This is a genomic window from Kitasatospora sp. NPDC048407 (assembly GCF_043200475.1).
In the GTDB taxonomy this organism is placed as follows: domain Bacteria; phylum Actinomycetota; class Actinomycetes; order Streptomycetales; family Streptomycetaceae; genus Kitasatospora.
Window position 1 is genome coordinate 116,417 of record NZ_JBICXW010000002.1, and the last position, 17,181, is coordinate 133,597.

Consider the following 17,181-nt stretch of genomic DNA (forward strand, 5'->3'; position numbering starts at 1 on the left):
ATCCGCTCGCCACGATCCGATGCGGCGGGGCGGCGTGAACGGCGGGGGTGTGATCGGACGGCGGGTGCGGGCGGTACTGCCGAACCGCAAGGTGCTGGCCACCATGGGCCGCGACCCGCGCCGCGACTTGATCGCCGGCCTGACGGTGGCCGTCGTGGCGCTGCCGCTGGCACTGGGCTTCGGAGTGTCCTCCGGGGCGGGCGCGGCGGCCGGGCTGGCCACCGCCGTGGTGGCGGGTGCGATCGCCGCCGTGTTCGGCGGCTCCGGCCTCCAGGTCACCGGCCCGACCGGTGCGATGACCGTGGTGCTGGTGCCGATCGTGGCCCACTACGGCACCCCGGGCGTCCTGACCGTCGGCCTGCTCGCGGGCCTGATGCTGATACTGCTGGGGCTCGCCGGGGCCGGGCGCTGGATGGCGTACGTGCCGGTGCCGGTGGTGGAGGGCTTCACGGTCGGTATCGCCGGTGTGATCGCGCTCCAGCAGGTGCCCGGCGCGCTCGGAGTGGCCAAGCCGGAGGGCGAGAACCCGGCGGTGGTCGCCGCCCGCGCCGTGAAGGCGTTCGCGGAGACCCCGCACTGGGCAGCCGTGCTGCTCGCCGCGGGCGTCGCCGCCCTGATGCTGATCGGCGGGAAGCTGCGGCCTGCCGTCCCGTTCTCGCTGATCGCCGTGGTCGCCGCCACCGTGCTGGCCAAGGCCGTCGACCTGCCGGTCGGCGTCATCGGCAAGCTGCCGGCCGGGCTGCCCAGCCCCTCGCTCGGCTTCCTCGACCTGTCCGCCGTGCCCGGGCTGCTGCCGTCCGCGCTGGTGGTGGCCGCGCTCGGTGGGCTGGAGTCGCTGATGTCGGCGACCGCCGCCGATGCGATGACCGCGAACGACCCCCGCCGGGGCGGCGAGCGGCACGACAGCGACCGGGAGCTGTTCGGCCAGGGCCTGGCCAACCTGGTCGCCCCGCTGTTCGGCGGCGTTGCCGCGACCGGCGCGATCGCCCGCACCGCCGTCAACGTGCGCAGCGGCGCGGTCTCCCGACTGGCCGCGCTGGTGCACGCCGCCGTGCTGGCCGTGGTGGTGTTCGCCGCCGCGCCGCTGGTCGCCGACATTCCGCTGGCCGCGCTGGCCGGCGTGCTGATAGCCACCGCCGTCCGCATGGTCCAGGCCGGGGCGCTGCGCGCACTGGCCCGCACCGGCCGCGGCGAGGCCGCCGTGCTGGCGGCGACCGCCGTCGCCACCCTCGCCTTCGACCTGGTCACCGCCGTCGGGGTCGGCCTGCTGCTGGCCGGCGCGCTGGCACTGCGCTCCGTCGCCCGGGGCGCCCGGCTGGAGCGGCTGCCGGTGTCCGAGGAGGACCACGCGGGCGGGCGGATCGCCGCCTTCAGGCTGCACGGCCCGCTGCTGTTCGCCGCCGCGCACCGGCTGCGGACAGAGCTGACGGCCGCCGCGCGGGCCGAGGTGGTGATCCTGCGGATGTCCCGGGTCACCGCGATCGACGCCAGCGGCGCGACCGTGCTCGGAGAGGCGCTCGCCGACCTGCACCGCCGCGGCACCCTGGTACTGGTCTCCGGGCTGCACGACGAACACCGGCGACCGCTGGACGCCCTCGGCGTGCTGGACGAACTCCAGCTCCAAGGGCGGCTGTTCGGCACCTCGGCGGAGGCCCTGGAATACGCCCGGGACAGCCTGCCGTCCATCCCCGCACCGGCCGTCGGCACCCGCTGAACGGCCCGGGCCGCTCGCACGCCGGGCCGCTCGCACGCCGGGCCGCTCGCACGCCGGGCGGCCCGGCCTGCCCGGTAGAGTGGGCCCAGTAGCACCCCTCGGGGTGCGTGACGGCGGTGGGGCCCGCCGGACACGAACCGCAGCGGTCTGCTGCCAACGGTCCCTGCTTGTACAGTGGCGCGCCCGGAATTCTCGGGTGCCGTGCGAGTAGGAGACGTGTGCCCGTGGAGAGTCCGATGGCGGTCGATGCCGAGGCCCGGCAGCGGCCGGTGAGGCGGGGGCCGGACAGTGAACTGGCGGCCGTGATCGGTGTGGTGGCCGTCGGGGGTGTGCTGGGGGCGTGTGCCCGGTACGCGATCGCGCTGGCGTGGCCGACGCCGGTGGACGGGTTTCCGTGGGCGACGCTGGTGATCAATGTGGCCGGGTGCGCGGTGATCGGGGCGTTCATGACGGTGCTCACGGAGGCGTGGCGGGCGCACCGGCTGGTGCGGCCGTTCTTCGGTACCGGTGTACTGGGCGGGTTCACCACTTTTTCCACCTACGCGGTCGACATCCAGCGTCTGATGCTGGCCGGCCGCGCCCCGGCGGCGCTGGGGTACCTGGCCGCGACCCTGCTCGCCGCGATGGTCGCGGTCTGGGCCGGCGCGGCGGTCGCCCGCCGGGTGATCCGACGGAGGACGCGATGACCACACGCATCGAACGGGCGCTGCGGATGACGGCGCTGGTCGGCGAGGACGAGCGCTGGCACCACCGCCCGCTGTACGCCGAGATCGTGCACCGGGTGCACGCCGCGGGGCTGGCCGGTGCCAGCGTGTTCCGCGGGGTCGAGGGCTTCGGCGCGTCCTCGATGGTGCACACCTCGCGGCTGCTGTCGGTCGGCGACGACATGCCGATGGCGGTCGTGGTGGTGGACCGCGAGGAGCGGATCCGCTCGTTCCTGCCGCAGCTGGACGACCTGCTGGACCGGTGCCTGGTGACGCTCGACGCGTGCGAGGTGCTCCGGAAGGTCAAGGACGACGGGGTGGCGCGGTGAACTGGCTGCTGGTGATCGTCGGCGCGGCGGTCGGCGCCCCGCTGCGCTACCTGACCGACCGGGCGGTGCAGGCCCGGCACGACACGGTGTTCCCGTGGGGGACGTTCGCCGTCAACGTGTCCGGTTCCCTGGTGCTCGGTCTGCTGACCGGCGCGGTGGCCGCCGGCGCGGCCTCCTCGCAGCTCCAGCTGCTGCTCGGCACGGGCTTCTGCGGGGCGCTGACCACGTATTCGACGTTCTCGTACGAGACCTTGCGGCTGGCCGAGAGCGGGGCCCGGTTCTACGCGGTGATGAACGCGGCGGGCAGCGTGGTGGCGGGTCTGGGGTCGGCGTTCACGGGGTGGGCGATCGCCCAGGCGCTGTGGGTGTGAGGCCGTGGCCCGTTCTCGATCGGCCGTAAGGATGATCCTCCGGCCGTGACGGACCTGGGCATGGCTGGTGGGCGGGGGTCCCGGACCCCGGGGGAGTGGCGGTGCGTCGCCGTGATCCGGACAGAATGCCCGCCGGGGCCAGGATCATCTTCCCGTGGGCACGGACCGCGAGTTAGCGTGACGTTGAGTTAGTTGCCCGAGGCACTCAACTGCCCGGGCCGCGCAGTCGCAGGCTCCATCGCCGACGCCACCGCCGGCCCAGCTCCGGGAAGGGAGCACCAGATGGCCACCGCCGCAGAAACCTCCCCCACCATCCACCCCGCCCCGCGCGAGGCGACCTGCCCGTTCGCCCCGCCGCCCGCCTACCAGCAGGCCCGGCACGACGAGCCGATCAGCCGCGTCACCCTGTACGACGGCAACACCGCCCTGCTGATCACCCGCCACGAGGACGTCCGCGCCATCCTCGCCGACAACCGGTTCAGCTCCGACCCGGCGAACCCCGGCTTCCCGTTCCTCACCGAGGGCTCCCGCCAACTCCTCAACGTCAAGCCCACGTTCATCCGGCTCGACGACCCCGAGCACGGCCGGCTGCGCCGCATGCTCACCGGCGACTTCACCGTCCGCAAGACCGCCGAACTGCGCACCGAGATCCAGCGGATCACCGACGAACTCATCGACAGGATGATCGACGGACGCCAACAGGCCGACCTGGTCGGCGAGTTCGCGCTGCCGCTGCCGTCCCTGGTGATCTGCCTGCTGCTCGGCGTCCCCTACCAGGACCACGACTTCTTCCAGGAGTGCAGCCGCACCCTGCTGCACCGCGGCGCCACCACCGAGGAAATCGTCGAGGCCAACAACCGCCTCACCGAATACCTCGACGTCCTGACCGCGTCCAAGCGCGACAACCCCGACGACGGCATCCTCAGCCGCCTGGTCGAGCGCGGTGAACTCGAGATCGAGGACATCGGCGCGATGGGCCGGCTGCTGCTGATCGCCGGGCACGAGACCACCGCCAACATGACCGCGCTGTCCGTGCTGGCCCTGCTCCGCAACCCCGAGCAACTCGCCCACCTGCGCGCCCACCCCGAGGACACGCCCGCCGCCGTCGAGGAGCTGCTGCGCTACCTCAGCATCGTGCAGACCGGCCTGGTCCGGGTCGCCGTCGCCGACGCCGAGATCGGCGGCACCAAGATCCGGGCCGGCGAGGGCGTCATCCTCCAGGTCAACACCGCCAACTGGGACGACGGACGCTACCCCGGGGCCGACACCCTCGACCTCACCCGCGACACCCGCCACCACCTCGCCTTCGGCTTCGGCGTCCACCAGTGCCTCGGCCAGCCGCTCGCCCGGCTGGAACTGGAGATCGCCCTGGAGACCCTGCTGCGCCGGCTGCCCGACCTGAAGCTCGCCGTGCCGTTCGAGGACGTCCCGTTCCGGCACGACATGCTGATCTACGGCGTCCACGAACTCCAGGTCGCCTGGTGAGCGCCACCACGCCGGCCCGCACCGGTGACCCCGCGACGGCCGGAACCGTGACCGTCTCCGTCGACCAGGACCGCTGCTGCGGCGCCGGACAGTGCGTCCGCAACGCCCCCGAAGTGTTCGACCAGCGCGAGGAGGACGGCGTGGTCGTGCTGCTCGACGCCCGCCCGCCCGCCGAGCTGCGCTCCGCGGTCGAGGACGCCGCCGCGTCCTGCCCCTCCGGGGCGGTCCGGATCACCGAGAACTGACCCGGACGCCCCCGGTAAACTGCCGAACCGTCCCGCCGACCGATGGCGGGACGGTTCGACGTCTGAGGAGGAGTCCCGTCGAGGCCACCGTCGAACTCGCCCCGCACGGTGTCACCGACCTGCGCGGGCAGGCAGGCCCGCCGCTGACGATCCGCTACGGCCCGGGCGCCGCCGTCGTGGTGGCCGGACTGCCCGGCAGCGGCAAGAGCACCCTGCTGCACCGCTGGGACGGCCGCGCCCCCGTCCTCGACCCGCGCACCAGCCGCCTGGCCGCTCAGGCCGCGATGCCCGCCCGGCTCCCGTACCCCGTCTACCGGCCCGCCGTGCGCACCCTGCACCTGCTGCGCACCCGCGCCGCGCTGCGCAGGCCCGGGCCGCTGCTGGTGCACGACTGCGGCAGCCGCCGCTGGATGCGCCTCGCCCTCGCGCACTGGGCCCGCCGGTACGGGCGCGAGCTGCACGTGGTGCTGCTCGCCGTCCGGCCCGAGCAGGCGCTGGCCGGCCAGCACGCCCGGGCCCGGACCGCCGCCCCGCGCACCTTCCGCCGCCACGTGCGCGGCCTGACGGCGCTGCTGGCCGCCGTCGAACGGCGGGGGCGGTCAGCGTTCCCGGGTGCCTCGTCCGTGCTGCTCGCGGACGAGACCTCGCGGGAGCGGCTGACCGCCGTCCGGTTCGGCGCGGCGAAGGGCTGACGGCGGGATGCTCCTATGGCAGTCAAGCCGCAGGGGCCAGGTTGGTTTTCGTGATCTGCGTTGTTGGTGTGCTGGTCAGGGTGCGGTAGACCTCGCGGGCGACGAATCGTTTGAGGCAGCGCATGATGTCCCTCTTGGACAGGCCTTCCTTGGTGCGGCGTTCGACGTAGGCGCGGGTGCGCGGGTCGAAGCGCATGCGGGTCAGCACGATGGTGTGCAGGGCGTTGTTCGCGGCCCGGTCGCTGCCGCGGTTGAGGCGGTGGCGGTGGGTGCGGCCGGAGGACGCGGGGATCGGTGCGACCCCGGTCAGGTGGGCGAACGCGGCCTCCGAGCGCATGCGTTCGGGGTTGTCGCCGGCGGAGGCCAGGAGTTGGCCGGCGGTCTCGGGGCCGACACCGAACAGGTCCAGCAGTATGGGGGCGGCCTTCTTGACCAGCGGGCCGATCTCGGTGTCGAACTCGGTGATCTCCTCGTCCACCGCCTGGTGGCGCCGGGCCAGTCGCCGCAGTGCCGCCCGGGTCGCCGCCACCGGACCCGAGAGGTCGTCGCCGGGCCGCAACCGGGGGAGCGCGCGTATCAGTTCCGTGCGTGACAGGCCGGCGAACTGCTCGCGCAGCAGGGCCGGAGCGGAGACGAGCAGGCCGCGGATCTGGTTCATGGCCTGGGTGCGGGCCTTGACCGCGCCGCGGTGGGCGGCCCGCAGCACCCGCACGGCCTCGACCAGGCCGTCGCGGCTCTTGGGGATGCCGGTGGCCCGCCCGGACAGCACGGCGGTGGTAGCCCGGGGATCGCTCACCGCTGACGCCCCGGTACCCGGACGCCGGGGCGCGCATCCCATCCTGGGGGTGAGGCTGGCCGGCAGGAATCCGGACAGCCTCACCCCGCTGCGGTCAGGACGAGCGGTTGCCCGGCCGGTTCCGGTGCTGCCTCAGCCGCTTGGCCGTCACCACGCGTTGCCGCCCGGGACACACCGGACCGGCCTGCGGGGCGAACCGACGCTTGACGCGCCGCAGCTCTTCGATCCGGCCGCGGCGGGACAGCCGTCGCGAAGTCGACTTGCCCCGGCGTCGAGGAGCCCGGCGCAGCCGCCCGGCGGACAGTTCGTCGGGCGAGGGCTTCCGTCGCCGCTGGACCACCACCTGCAGCAGCAGTTCCAGCAGAACGCTCAGGCCGAACCCGAACGCCTTCACCGTGGCCTCCTCGGACCACGGCGATTCGAGGACATGACGCATGATCACCTCTCAGTTGAAGAACCGGAGGGTGTGTCAGATCAGGCAGCCAGGCTGAGGTTCAGCCCGTGGTCGCCCACCCCGAAGCGACCGGCCGCGCAGATCGGTCCTGGAGCCCTGGGCACCAGTGGCCTGCTCAGTCTCGTAATCCCGCAGGCAACGGCCAGGGGCTCCACGTCGCGGATGAAGGACACGACAGGTGCTGGCGTAGTCGACCACGTCGTGGCCGAGGCGAGCGCCAACGCGAGCCAGTACCCGGACTCCAGCCTGCTCAAGGCGCTCTGGAGCTTTGCTTGGACGACCAGCCCGTCGGGCCACACGACATCGGCAGTCGAGCCGCGCCGCTGTGAGTACTTAGTCTGCTCCACGTCGACGCCGTGGGAGACCATCGAGGCGACGGGCAACGCTTCGAGGAAGCTGAGGTGCGGCTCGCCGCGTTGGACAGCCGCAAGACGGTGCTGACCGTCGATCAGGACGAGATCATCGATCGCCGTAAGCCGTAGCATCCCGTCCGGCACGACGAAGTTCTCGACCCTGCGGAACTGCTCTACGAGACGAGCAACGCGCTTTCGGCCGATCCTGCGTTGAAAGGGCTGCTCGACCGGTTCGACCGTGCGGTCGGTGGTAGTCGGGGGCAGCGAACCGAAGGCGAAGTCGTCCAGCAACTGCGGACGCGCGGCGACATGCCAGGAAGCCCCGAGCCTCGCGGGCCGCTGGACCGACTGCACTGCACTGGACGTGATGCCGTCCAGCACGATCGGCTGCATGGCCGCGCTCTACTTCGTGACCGGTCGGCAAGGTGCCAGATCAAGAACCGGCTCGCCCACAGCGTGCAGCCGCGGAGTCGGACAAGGACACCAAAAAAGCGCTTCGGCAGCGGGGGTGCCGCAGCCGAAGCGCCTTTGTTCTTGGGTCTGTGCTGTTAGTTCCGCTCCAGGGCGGTCCTCTCCCAGTTCGAGAGGTCGGCGGCGACGCCTCGCCGGTCGACCCACTCTCCTTCGGGTACCCGGACTCGAAGGGTCAGTTGGCCACCGTTGCGAGAGAGCGAGAGGTTGACCTCCTGCCGGTCGATCCGGTCCAGGAACTGAAGGATCCGATGGGTCGGCACGTCGTCGAACACGTAGTTCTCGAAAAGGATCCGAGCCAGACGGGCACTCTCGCTCACCATGACCAGGAACTCGTGGCCTGTCACGGTTTCCAGGTGGATGTCGAGCAGTCTCGGAGCCTCGGCGACCTCGACCGTCTCGACATCCGCGAACGCCGTGGACAGACGGGCGGCCTCGGCCACTTCCTCCGCCGAGCAGCCCGGAGCGAGTCCGTCATGTGTCACCGTTACCTCCATGGTCCGTTCCAGAGGTCGTACTTCTTGCCTGCCATCTTGACTCGGAAGACGGCCCGGGCTTTCTGTTTCTTCTTCGACATGGACTGTGCCGGGTGTGCCTTGAAGGGGGAGGTTCCCTTCCAGTTCGTTCGCGCGCTCCAACCTGCTGACCACCTTGAGTCCCTGCCACCGCGATTGAGCAAGCCTGATCTCTTGGCGCCGGGAGCGAACTTGTCACCGAACAGCAGCGACTTCCTGCCGATTATGGGCGCTTTGAAGAGCCGTACGCCCACCCTGGAGTCCTTGAAGATCGCGTTGGCCCGATTGGCGGCCCTGACGGCCTTCACCGCGGTGATGACTCCCTTGGCCGCGACGCCCGCGCCGATCATCTGGGCCGCCCCGACCGCAGCCATCTCACCGGCCTTGGCCCAGTTGCCGGTGGCCGCGTACGAGACGGCCGAGACGACTGCAGCCGCAGTTCCGATCGGGCCGGGGATGTAGGCGGCGACTTCGGCGACCTTGGCGACGACGTTGAGGACCTTCTTGAAGGAGAAGCCCCAGTTGCCGTCGAGGTCGGTGCAGTTGATCGGGTCGCCGGTGCAGTAGTCGTACGGGCTGGCGTTGCCGCCCGGGGTCGGGTCGACCTGGAGGAAGCGGCCGAGCGCCGGGCTGTAGAGGCGGGCGCCCATCAGGATGTCGCCGTCGAGGGCTTCGGCGGAGCGTTGCTTGCCGCCGAGCCAGCCGTAGCGGACGTTTGCCTGGCCGTCCTGCGGGATGCCGAACTCGTCGAAGTCCAGCACCACGGGCTTGGTGAGCGCGGTGTCGGTGGTGACGACGACGCTGCCGAACAGGTCGGTCAGGTGGAGGGTGACGTCGCCGGTCTTGCTGGTGGTCGCGACCAGGTCTGTGTCCGGGCCGGACACGTTGCGGGTCAGGGTGCCCTGCGTGGTGTCCTCGATGGTCCAGCGGACCTCGTCGCTGTCGTCGCCGTAGTGGTTCAGCTTCGACGAGGCGTTCGCCCAGGTGCCGTCGGCCTGCTTCTTCGCGGTGGTGAAGCCGGTCAGCCGGTGTGCGGCGTCGACCTGCCACTCCTGCTTGGTGTCTCCCTTCTCCTGGGAGGCGACCTTGTCGTTGGCCCAATAGGTGTTGGTGGAGCCGCTGCCGGTCTTCGCGGTGCGGCCGAAGGCGTCGTAGGTGAAGCCTGCGTCGGTGAGGCGGTCGGCGCTGTCGTAGGTGTGGTTCTCGGCGACCGGGTTGGCGGTTGCGCACCCACCGGTCGAGGCGGACGGGGAGGTGAGCTTCGCCAGGCGGTTGGAGTGCGCGTCGAAGGTGTACTGACGTGTCACGCAGCCGGCGGCGACGGTGCTCTGCTCGGCCTTGGTGAGGCGGCCGAGGCGGTCGTAGCTGTAGGCGCGGGTTGCGGTGGACGAGGTGTCCTTGGCAACGGCGCCCTGGGTGGACACGTCGACGGACTGCGACCAGACGGTCACGCCGTCGGCGGCGCGGGTGTAGGTGCGGCCGGTGGCCTCGCCCACCGCGTTGAAGGTGTCCTTGCGGACGATCCCGCCGGGGTACGTCTGTTCGGCGAGCCGCCCGTCGGGGCCGTACTTCGCGGTGAACTCGCCTGCCAGGCTGTCGGTGACAGAGGTGACCATGCCGCGGGGTTCCTTGGCGCGGTCATAGCCGTAGGTTGTCGAGCCGGTGGGGTCGGTGACCTTGGCGGGCTTGCCGTACTTGTCGAACTCCGTGGTGGTGGTGCCGCCGTCGGCGTCGGTATAGGAGATCAGCCGGCCGAGCGCGTCCAGGACGCGGGTGAGCGACTTGCCTCCGGCGGTGGTCTTGACGATGTGGCCGGTGGCGGGGTCGTACTCGGTGGTGACCTGCGGCAGGGCCAGGCCCTCGTCCGAGGTGATCTCGGCCGAGACGATCCGGTCCGCGCCGTCGTAGACCGTCACGGACTTGCGGGACTTGCCCGCGTTGGTCTCCGTGGTCTCCTCGGTGTTGCCGAAGCGCGAGTACCTGGTGACCCGCTTGACCGGCAGGGTGGTCGGCATCCGGGTGGCGTCGCCGCCGGTGACCGCACCGCCCGGGCCGGTGGTGCACGGGGCGCCCGCCCACTCGGGGCGGTTGCCGCAGGCCGCGTCGTCCGGGTTGGCGCCGGCCGTGTAGAACACGGTCTTGACGGTGGTCGCGTCCGTGCCGGTGGAGCCGGGCTTGCGGGACTCCAGCGCGTGGCCGGAGGCGTCGTACTTGATCGTCGCGGTGAGCGCCTGGCCGGCGGCGTCGGTGGTGACCGAGGTCGGCGTCTTCAGCGTCCAGCCGGAGGTGCCGCCGATCGGTGTGCCGTAGCCGTTCTTGGTGACCCGCAGTTCGGTGTCCTGCGCGTAGCCGTCGATTCGGGCGCCGTCGGTGGCAGTGGTGACCAGGTGGTAGGCCTGGCCGTCGGGCTTCCCTTCGTCGTAAGTGCTCGTGTTGTGGTCGCGGACCAGGACCGGGGTGCCGGCGGCGAGCGACGGGTTGAGCGTGGTCTTGGTCAGGGTCAGGGTGTCGATGCCCGCCTGATAGAACGGCGAGACGGCGGACGGGTTGGTGCCGGTGACGACCAGGTCGAGCTGGTGGTCGCCGCGGGCCAACTGTGCGGCGCTTCCGGCGGACCACGGGGAGGTGGTGACGACGTTGTTGTAGCCGTCGAAGCTGCCGGTGACGTCGGTGCCGTCGAGGACGAACTTGACGACGCCGTAGTCGGCGGCCTTGGTCATCTTCGCGGAGAGCAGGTACTTGCCCTCCTCCGGGACGGTGACCCGGAACGAGGCGCTGTCGCCGGCCTTCTTGCCGACCAGCATCACCTGTGCGTTGCCGGACCAGCCGCCTCCGCCGACCCAGCCGCCATCGTTCTGGGTGATGACCTGCGCGGTGGTGCCGAGGCGGGGCATGTTCTCGCCCTCGACGGTGACGCTCGCCGGGGCGGTGCCGCCCGCGATGTCCTCGGAGAGGGTGGCGCGGTACAGCGGCCCGAGGGTCTCGGTGACGTCGATGCCGTCGGTGCTGTAGGTGGTGCGGGAGTCGAGCAGGCGGGCCCGGTCCGCGGACGCGGCGGGCAGGCCGAGTTCGTCGGTGAACCGCGCGCTGTCCGGGTGGCTGCCCAGTGCTATCGACCGGTTGGTGGCGCTGAGCGTGCGCACGGCGTGGCCGTAGCGGTCGTACTCGCTGGTGTCGATGTCTCCCTTGTCGACGACCGACGGGGTGGCGGTGTTGACCTCGTTGCCGGAGGCGTTGAGGTAGTGCACCGTGGCGGGCTTGTAGCCGTCCTTGCCAGGGGCGGTGGCGGTCGCCGAGTGGGTGCCCGGCTCGTCCTCCGGTCCGAACACTGCGGTGGCATCGGTGGGGGCGTCGGTCTGCGCCCACTGCGCGACGTCCGCGCCGGACAGGTCGTACGGGCCGCCCACGCCACGGGTCAACGGCACGTTGTAGACGACCTTGGTGGCGATCTCGCCGTTGACCTGGTCCTTCGTGCCCGGCGCCAGGGTGCCGCGGCGGACCTTCAGGAGCCGTCCGGCGTCCGGGTCACCGGCTGCCGCGCCGTAGTCGAAATCCCACGGCAGCTCGCCCGCGGGGGCGATCCGCTTGACCCGGCCGGTGGCGTCATACGTGTAGGCGGTCTTCACCGGCTGGTCGAGGCGCGGGTCCCAGACCTGCACCATCCGGCCCTGCTCGTCGTACAGGTATCGGGCGACCTCGACGGCCTCCTGCTTGGATGTGGCCGGGTTCCACGACCATGCCTTGACGGAGCGGATCCGGTCGGTGAAGTCACCGGGTGTCCCGGCCACCGCGGTGGTCGAGGTCGCGTAGTCGAAGTCCATTGCCTCGCAGCCGCGCGGCAGCGGATCGGTGAGGCAGCCGCCGGCGTCGTCCACACCGGGCTCCACCGTCGGGACGGCGCGCTTGGGAAGCGCACGGCCGTCGGTGATGTCGTAGACGTAGCGGGTGGTGGAGGCCGCCTCGGGGCCGGTCTCGCTCTGGACCAGGAATTGACTGCTGCCCCGGCCGCGGCCGAACACCGTGGTGGTGCCGTCGAGGTCGGTGAGCTTGTAGGTGGTACCGGTGTTGTCGGGCGTCCACTTCTGGTTGAGACCGCCGTGGCACCAGTGCTGGGTGACCTGGGTGCCCTGCCCGCCGGAGTCCGGGGCGTCGAGGCACTTGCCGGAGTTGGCGTTCATCAGACTGCCGTCGGCGCGGAGCTCCCACTTCTGGGCGCCGCTGCGGTTGCACTCCCACAACTGGAGCTTGACGTAGTCCGCGGTGGAGCTGTTCGGGACGTCCAGGCACTTGCCGAGCGCCCGCAGCGAGCCGTCGTCGGCGAGAGTCCACTGCTGCGCGGTGGACGGGTTGCAGTCCCAGGTCTGCACGGCGGTGCCGTCGGCCGTGTTGGAGCCGTTGACGTCCAAGCAGCGTCCGGTGGTCGGGGTGGTGATCCGCCCCGCGACGGCCGGCTGCGCGGTGAGCGTCAGCGACTCGGCGCCGGGCTCGGGGAAGAAGGTTCCGGCGATGCCCGTGGCAAAGGTGAGCGAGGAGTCGTCGGTGAGCTTGATCTCCGCCAGATCGGACTCGGGGAAGGACAGCGAGCGGTAGTCGGAGCCGGCTCCCGCGTCCGGGCCGCCGGACCACTGCGGGCCGAGCGGCGCGACGATCTCCTTCAGCGACAGGTCGTCGAAGAACACCTCCTTGCCGGCCGCCGAGAACCCGTTGTAGAGGCGGAAGAACGCCTCGGTCGCGCCCTGCGGGACGAACATGTCGACAGTCAGCTGCTGCCAGCCGTCGGTGAAGGCGGCCTTCTGTGAGGTCACCTGGGCGTAGCCCGCGGACGTGCGGGTGAAGCCGGCCAGGCGCAGACCTCGGTCGGTGTAGTTGGGACTGAGGCCGGTGGCACCGGGGACGTAGATCCAGCCGGTGAGCCGGTAGGTCTTGCCCGGCTGCATGCCCATGGCCATGGAGTTGTCGCCGCCGACGGCGGCGTAGGAGTCCTGGCCGGTCGCGACGATCCGCAGTGAGTCGGTGCTGTTGTCGTGACCGCGCGCGGTGGAGCGTTCGACAGTGTTCTGGCCGGCGGTGAAGCCGTCAGTGCTGTAGCCGATCTGCCGCTGATTGGCCGTCAGGCGCTCGCCCTGCGGCTGCCAGCCGCGCGCGAGGTCGCGCGAGGAGGAGGTCCGCTTCACCGAGGCGCCGAACTCGTCGGCGTCGGTGACGTCGACGGAGTAGTCGCCGGTGAGCAGGTTGACCGAGCCGGGGCCGATGTCGGTTCCGGCCGCGCCGTCGGCGTTGCGGTCGACGGTGATGGTGTTCCAGGCGGTGGCGTAGCCGTTACCGGAGCCGTCCTGCGGGAACAGCACGGCGCGGATCTGGACGACGCCGCCGATGTTGCCGAGGGTGTCGACGACCGTCCAGTTGGCGTGCGGGCCGAGGTCGGCGAGCAGCGGCTTGGGGTCGGTGACAGGGGTGTTGTCGGCCTTGGTCAGGTTGGCGGTCGGCACGTTGTACTCGGTCGCGCCGGGGCCGCGCCGGTACTGGTAGACGACCCGCTTGTACTGGGTCTGGGCGTCGACCTGCAGCTTGACGCGCTTGGCGGACTGGCTGCCGTCGACCGGGGAGACGAGTCCGGCCTGGCCGACCGAGAAGGCGTATGACGTCGGGTCGGACAGGTTGCCCGCCCGGTCCTTCGACTGGACCTTCAGGGTGTGGTGGCCGTCAGTGGTGGGGGTGATGGTGGCGTTCGCCGCGCCGGTGGCATCGACGGTCACCGCGGCGGCGCCGTCGAGGCTGTACACGAAGGCGATCTGGTCGGTGACGCCGGTGGCCGGGGTGAAGGTGAAGGTGCCGGCCTGTCCCGCCCCGCCGTGCCACAGGTCGTCGGACGGGTAGAACGCGGAGCTGACGAACGGTGTGCCGGGCTTCACCGTGTCGGCGATCACCGTGACGCTCGGCGTCCAACCGGAGTTGACCATGCCGTCCCACAGCCGCGCGCCGATCGAGTAGGACACGCCCTCGTCGAGTCGGGACAGGCCGAAGTCGGTGGGGCGCGCCTGCAGGTAGGTGCCGTTGGGGCCCTGCTTGTAGACGCGCTTGACGAAGACGCCCGCCCGGTACAGGTCGAAGTCGGCGCCGACCTCACCGCCGTCCGGGTCGCTGGCCAGCACCTGGAAGACCGGGTTGGCGGAGGAGGTGTAGCGCGGGTCGCCCTGTTGGGAGGGCAGCACGTCGACCGTCGACGGGGTCGGCGGAATCGAGTTGTAGGTGATCGACAGGAACGGGGAGTGCGCGCCCTCGGAGGACTCGAACCGCTTCCAGCCGTTGGAGTCGTTCTCGTCCGCGGCCTTCAGACCGAGCGCGTAGGTGCCCGCGCCCATGCCGGCCCAGTCGCGCACCAGGTTGGTGACGTCCGCCTGCACCCAGTAGGTGCCGCCGGGGCCGTAGCAGTCGTAGTTGTCGCCGTCGTTCGCGATGTCCCGCGTCTCGTCCGAGACGGCGTAGCGGGAGATCAAACCGGGCTGGTTGTTCCAACGGCTGCTGGTGGACGCGTACTGGGCCGCCCACACCTCCCACTGCTTGGGGGTGCAGGAGTAGGAGTGGAAGTTCGCCAGATACAGCTTGGCGCCCAGGATCTGCTTACCGTTGAACCCGCCACCAGGGAAGTGGAGGAACGAACGCGCCTTTACAGCACCGCCGTTGTACGTGCCGATCTTCAGCTCGGTGGCCGATGACTGGTCGCTTGTGTAGTCGCTCTGCACGAAGGTGTCGAAGTTCGTGCCGACGTCGACCACCGGGTCGACGGTCACCGGGAACTGCGTCGCCGGGTCGGCCAGGTACGCGGTGTCCGGCGTGAACACCAGCTCCGCGGAGGCGCCTTCGCCGCGCAGCTCCATCGACACCGCGCCGCGGTGCAGGTGCTCGCCGGACTTCTCGTCCAGCGCGGCGTCCCACATCGTCGGGGCGGGGATGCGCACGGTCGGCTTGCCGCCCGCCGGGTCGGTCAGGTGGATCGAGCCGTCCTCCTGCCGCTCCACCGTGTAGCCGGTGGTGTCCAGCGGCAGCGTCAGCGTGCCGGCCTGGGACACCGCCTCCCGGTTCTTGACGATCAGGTACTGCTCGAAGCCAGTGCGGGTCGCCTCCAGCACCAGGTCCACACCCGGGCGGGCATCGACGTAGGTGGCGGTGGAACCAGACAACTTCGGCTTGGGTAGCTTGCCCAGCCACCGAAGCTCGACCTGGCGGTCGCCGGAGCCGATCTTCACCAGATCCCGCTGGGGCAGCACCGCTGTCTGCGGGTCGGCCGCAGGTGCGACCGCCCGAGGAGCGGTACGGGAAGCCCGCTCGTTCTCGGACGCCGCAGCGGACGGCGAAGTTGTGCCCGAAGGCGCCACCGGGACGGAGGGCGACACGGACGCCGAAGGCGACGCAGACGCGGAAGGCGCAGCAGAAGGCGACGTCGACGCGGACGGGGACGGGGACGACGCCGGCTTGCCGGGCGCGTCGGAAGCAGGCGCCGACACGGACGCGGACGCGCTCGGGGCGGCGGACGGCGTGCCAGCGGCCGGAAGCGTGTCACCGACCTTGACCGAGGCCTCACCGCCGGCGAACACCAGCCCCTCAGGGTGGGCCTTCGGCGCGATGCTCCCGTCACCGGTCTCCACCAGCGTGGTGTCGACGGGCACCCACGCCTCGCCGACTTTCATCCGGATCTGACCGACCGACAGGTCCTGGCTCAAGGTGCCGTCCGGATTGGCCCACAGCGTCGTGGTCTCCGTCCGGGCGCCCGTCACCTCGATCCGCCGATTGTTCAATCGCGCCGCCATCAACGCCGACGCCTGGTCCGGTGCCTCCGTCGCCGATGAAGCGGCCGGTTGGGCCGAGGCCGTACGTTCCGTGGCCGCCGCCGGAATTGCGGTCAGCGCATCGAGCGCCACACCGGTCTCCACCAGCAGGCCGAGCGCGGCGAGCACGGCTATCCGCCGCGATCTGCGCACAGTGAAGGCCCCACCTGCAAAAGCACGTGAGGCCCGGGACTTCCGTAGCAAAGCTACTCCCAAGGGATCGTTATCTGTACATCCGACCTGATGAAAGGTCAGGGCACGAAGATCCCATAAGAAAATCATCAAAAATGCTCGAAATCCATATCAATTAGGACACGAATCGGCCGAAATGTCATCAGAATCGGGGCGACCTGCGTGATTCATCCACGATGCGGACAGTAATGACTGAACGTGACATTTCCATCGATAGCGGACATTTGTCTCGACCATCTCCTGCCTGTAGGTCTCGGAGCGAGGAGCCCGGCGTTGTCGCGCTCCTCGGCCGTTCTGGCGTCAACTGCTCGTTTGATGGGGATTGGCGGCGGTGAAGTCCCTGATCACCTCTGTGGCGGGCTCCCACGCCTGCTGCGGTGTGTCGAGGGCGTGGTGCCAGTGCCCGGCGGGGTTGGCGGTGAGGCGCTGGAGGCGGTTGCTTCCGGCTACGGCGAAGGCGAGTGCGGCGACGGTGCGCAGGTCGATGCGGGAGCCGCGGGCCCGTCCCCAGGGCCGGGATACGTAGCCGGACGCAGGTCCTGACGATGCGGTGGGTACGGGCGGCGGTCAGGTCGTGGGTGCGGCCGGGCAGGGCGCGGGAGATCCACACGAGCTTGCCTGTCGGGCCGGTGATGACCTGGTGGTTGACGCCGTGGCGGCGGTGCTTGCCGGAGTAGTCGGCCCGGCCGTCGCCGACGCGGTCGCACTCGGCGAGGGTGCCGTCGACCAGGACGTACTCCGGATCGGCCTCGCGCAGGGCCCGGGTCGGGCCGGGCGCCTTCCGGGTGAGCAGGTCGGTGACCTGGTGGGCGTAGGCATGGGCGGTGCCGACGCTGATCCGGAAGCCGGCGGCGATCTGGGCGAGAGTGTCGTGCTTGCGTAGGTAGGCCAGCGCGACCAGAGCCCGCTGCGAGGGCCGGAGTTTGCAGCGGCGGTCACCCTCGCGGGTGACGATGAGCATCGTGACCCACTCGACGAGCGCGTGCGGCAGGTCCAGTGCGGCAGGATAGGCGACCAACGAGGCTCCCTGGCTG

12 protein-coding genes and 1 pseudogene are annotated in these 17,181 nt (G+C 70.9%); 7 read left to right on the forward strand and 6 right to left on the reverse strand.

Annotation, left to right across the window (positions count from 1 at the left end; genetic code table 11):
- Positions 1–103 precede the first annotated feature (103 nt).
- The 7 genes from ACGFWJ_RS05840 (at position 104) to ACGFWJ_RS05870 (ending at position 5,540) form a co-directional block, all read left to right on the forward strand.
- Positions 104–1,714 (forward strand): SulP family inorganic anion transporter, encoded by a 1,611-nt coding sequence (locus tag ACGFWJ_RS05840; RefSeq protein WP_392946494.1) that lies wholly within the window; start codon positions 104–106, stop codon positions 1,712–1,714.
- 236 nt (positions 1,715–1,950) lie between these two features.
- Positions 1,951–2,400, forward strand: coding sequence for a fluoride efflux transporter CrcB (crcB, locus tag ACGFWJ_RS05845; RefSeq protein ID WP_392945663.1), 450 nt, complete (start codon positions 1,951–1,953; stop codon positions 2,398–2,400).
- Positions 2,397–2,747 carry a DUF190 domain-containing protein gene (locus ACGFWJ_RS05850; RefSeq protein ID WP_392945665.1) on the forward strand — a complete coding sequence of 117 codons (351 nt, stop codon included), beginning with the start codon at positions 2,397–2,399 and terminating at the stop codon, positions 2,745–2,747. The genes crcB (ACGFWJ_RS05845) and ACGFWJ_RS05850 overlap by 4 nt, the downstream gene beginning before the upstream one ends.
- Positions 2,744–3,118 carry a fluoride efflux transporter CrcB gene (crcB, locus tag ACGFWJ_RS05855; RefSeq protein WP_392945667.1) on the forward strand — a complete coding sequence of 125 codons (375 nt, stop codon included), beginning with the start codon at positions 2,744–2,746 and terminating at the stop codon, positions 3,116–3,118. Before ACGFWJ_RS05850 ends, crcB (ACGFWJ_RS05855) begins: the two co-directional genes overlap by 4 nt.
- A 282-nt stretch (positions 3,119–3,400) precedes the next feature.
- The gene (locus tag ACGFWJ_RS05860; protein WP_392945669.1) at positions 3,401–4,603 is read left to right on the forward strand and encodes a cytochrome P450; all 1,203 of its coding nucleotides are present in this window, start codon (positions 3,401–3,403) and stop codon (positions 4,601–4,603) included.
- Between the two features lie 47 nt (positions 4,604–4,650).
- Positions 4,651–4,848: a ferredoxin gene (locus tag ACGFWJ_RS05865; protein ID WP_387864399.1), complete on the forward strand. Its 198-nt coding sequence runs from the start codon at positions 4,651–4,653 to the stop codon at positions 4,846–4,848.
- A gap of 176 nt (positions 4,849–5,024) precedes the next feature.
- On the forward strand, positions 5,025–5,540 hold the full coding sequence (locus ACGFWJ_RS05870) for an AAA family ATPase (RefSeq protein ID WP_392945671.1): 516 nt from the start codon (positions 5,025–5,027) through the stop codon (positions 5,538–5,540).
- Positions 5,541–5,562: 22 nt separating this feature from the next.
- Here the strand turns inward: ACGFWJ_RS05870 and ACGFWJ_RS05875 are convergent, their stop codons facing one another.
- From ACGFWJ_RS05875 to ACGFWJ_RS05900, 6 genes and pseudogenes are all read right to left on the reverse strand, one after another.
- On the reverse strand, positions 5,563–6,336 hold the full coding sequence (locus tag ACGFWJ_RS05875; protein ID WP_392945673.1) for a transposase: 774 nt from the start codon (positions 6,334–6,336) through the stop codon (positions 5,563–5,565).
- A 94-nt stretch (positions 6,337–6,430) separates the two neighbouring features.
- Positions 6,431–6,772, reverse strand: coding sequence for a hypothetical protein (locus ACGFWJ_RS05880; RefSeq protein ID WP_392945675.1), 342 nt, complete (start codon positions 6,770–6,772; stop codon positions 6,431–6,433).
- A gap of 38 nt (positions 6,773–6,810) precedes the next feature.
- A complete protein-coding gene (locus ACGFWJ_RS05885) occupies positions 6,811–7,536 on the reverse strand; it encodes a hypothetical protein (protein WP_392945677.1) in 726 nt (241 codons plus the stop codon).
- A gap of 155 nt (positions 7,537–7,691) precedes the next feature.
- A complete protein-coding gene (locus tag ACGFWJ_RS05890; RefSeq protein ID WP_392945679.1) occupies positions 7,692–8,099 on the reverse strand; it encodes a hypothetical protein in 408 nt (135 codons plus the stop codon).
- 2 nt (positions 8,100–8,101) lie between these two features.
- Positions 8,102–16,108 carry a ricin-type beta-trefoil lectin domain protein gene (locus ACGFWJ_RS05895; protein WP_392945681.1) on the reverse strand — a complete coding sequence of 2,669 codons (8,007 nt, stop codon included), beginning with the start codon at positions 16,106–16,108 and terminating at the stop codon, positions 8,102–8,104.
- 547 nt (positions 16,109–16,655) lie between these two features.
- Positions 16,656–17,165: pseudogene (locus tag ACGFWJ_RS05900) on the reverse strand (transposase family protein); the annotation flags it as partial.
- Positions 17,166–17,181: the final 16 nt, after the last annotated feature.

Coding starts and splice junctions, on each gene's coding strand:
- crcB (WP_392945663.1), top strand. CDS start 1,951: ATGGCGGTCGATGCCGAGGCCCGGCAGCGGCCGGTGAGGCGGGGGCCG.
- ACGFWJ_RS05880 (WP_392945675.1), bottom strand. CDS start 6,772: ATGCGTCATGTCCTCGAATCGCCGTGGTCCGAGGAGGCCACGGTGAAG.
- ACGFWJ_RS05885 (WP_392945677.1), bottom strand. CDS start 7,536: ATGCAGCCGATCGTGCTGGACGGCATCACGTCCAGTGCAGTGCAGTCG.
- ACGFWJ_RS05860 (WP_392945669.1), top strand. CDS start 3,401: ATGGCCACCGCCGCAGAAACCTCCCCCACCATCCACCCCGCCCCGCGC.
- ACGFWJ_RS05840 (WP_392946494.1), top strand. CDS start 104: ATGGGCCGCGACCCGCGCCGCGACTTGATCGCCGGCCTGACGGTGGCC.
- ACGFWJ_RS05850 (WP_392945665.1), top strand. CDS start 2,397: ATGACCACACGCATCGAACGGGCGCTGCGGATGACGGCGCTGGTCGGC.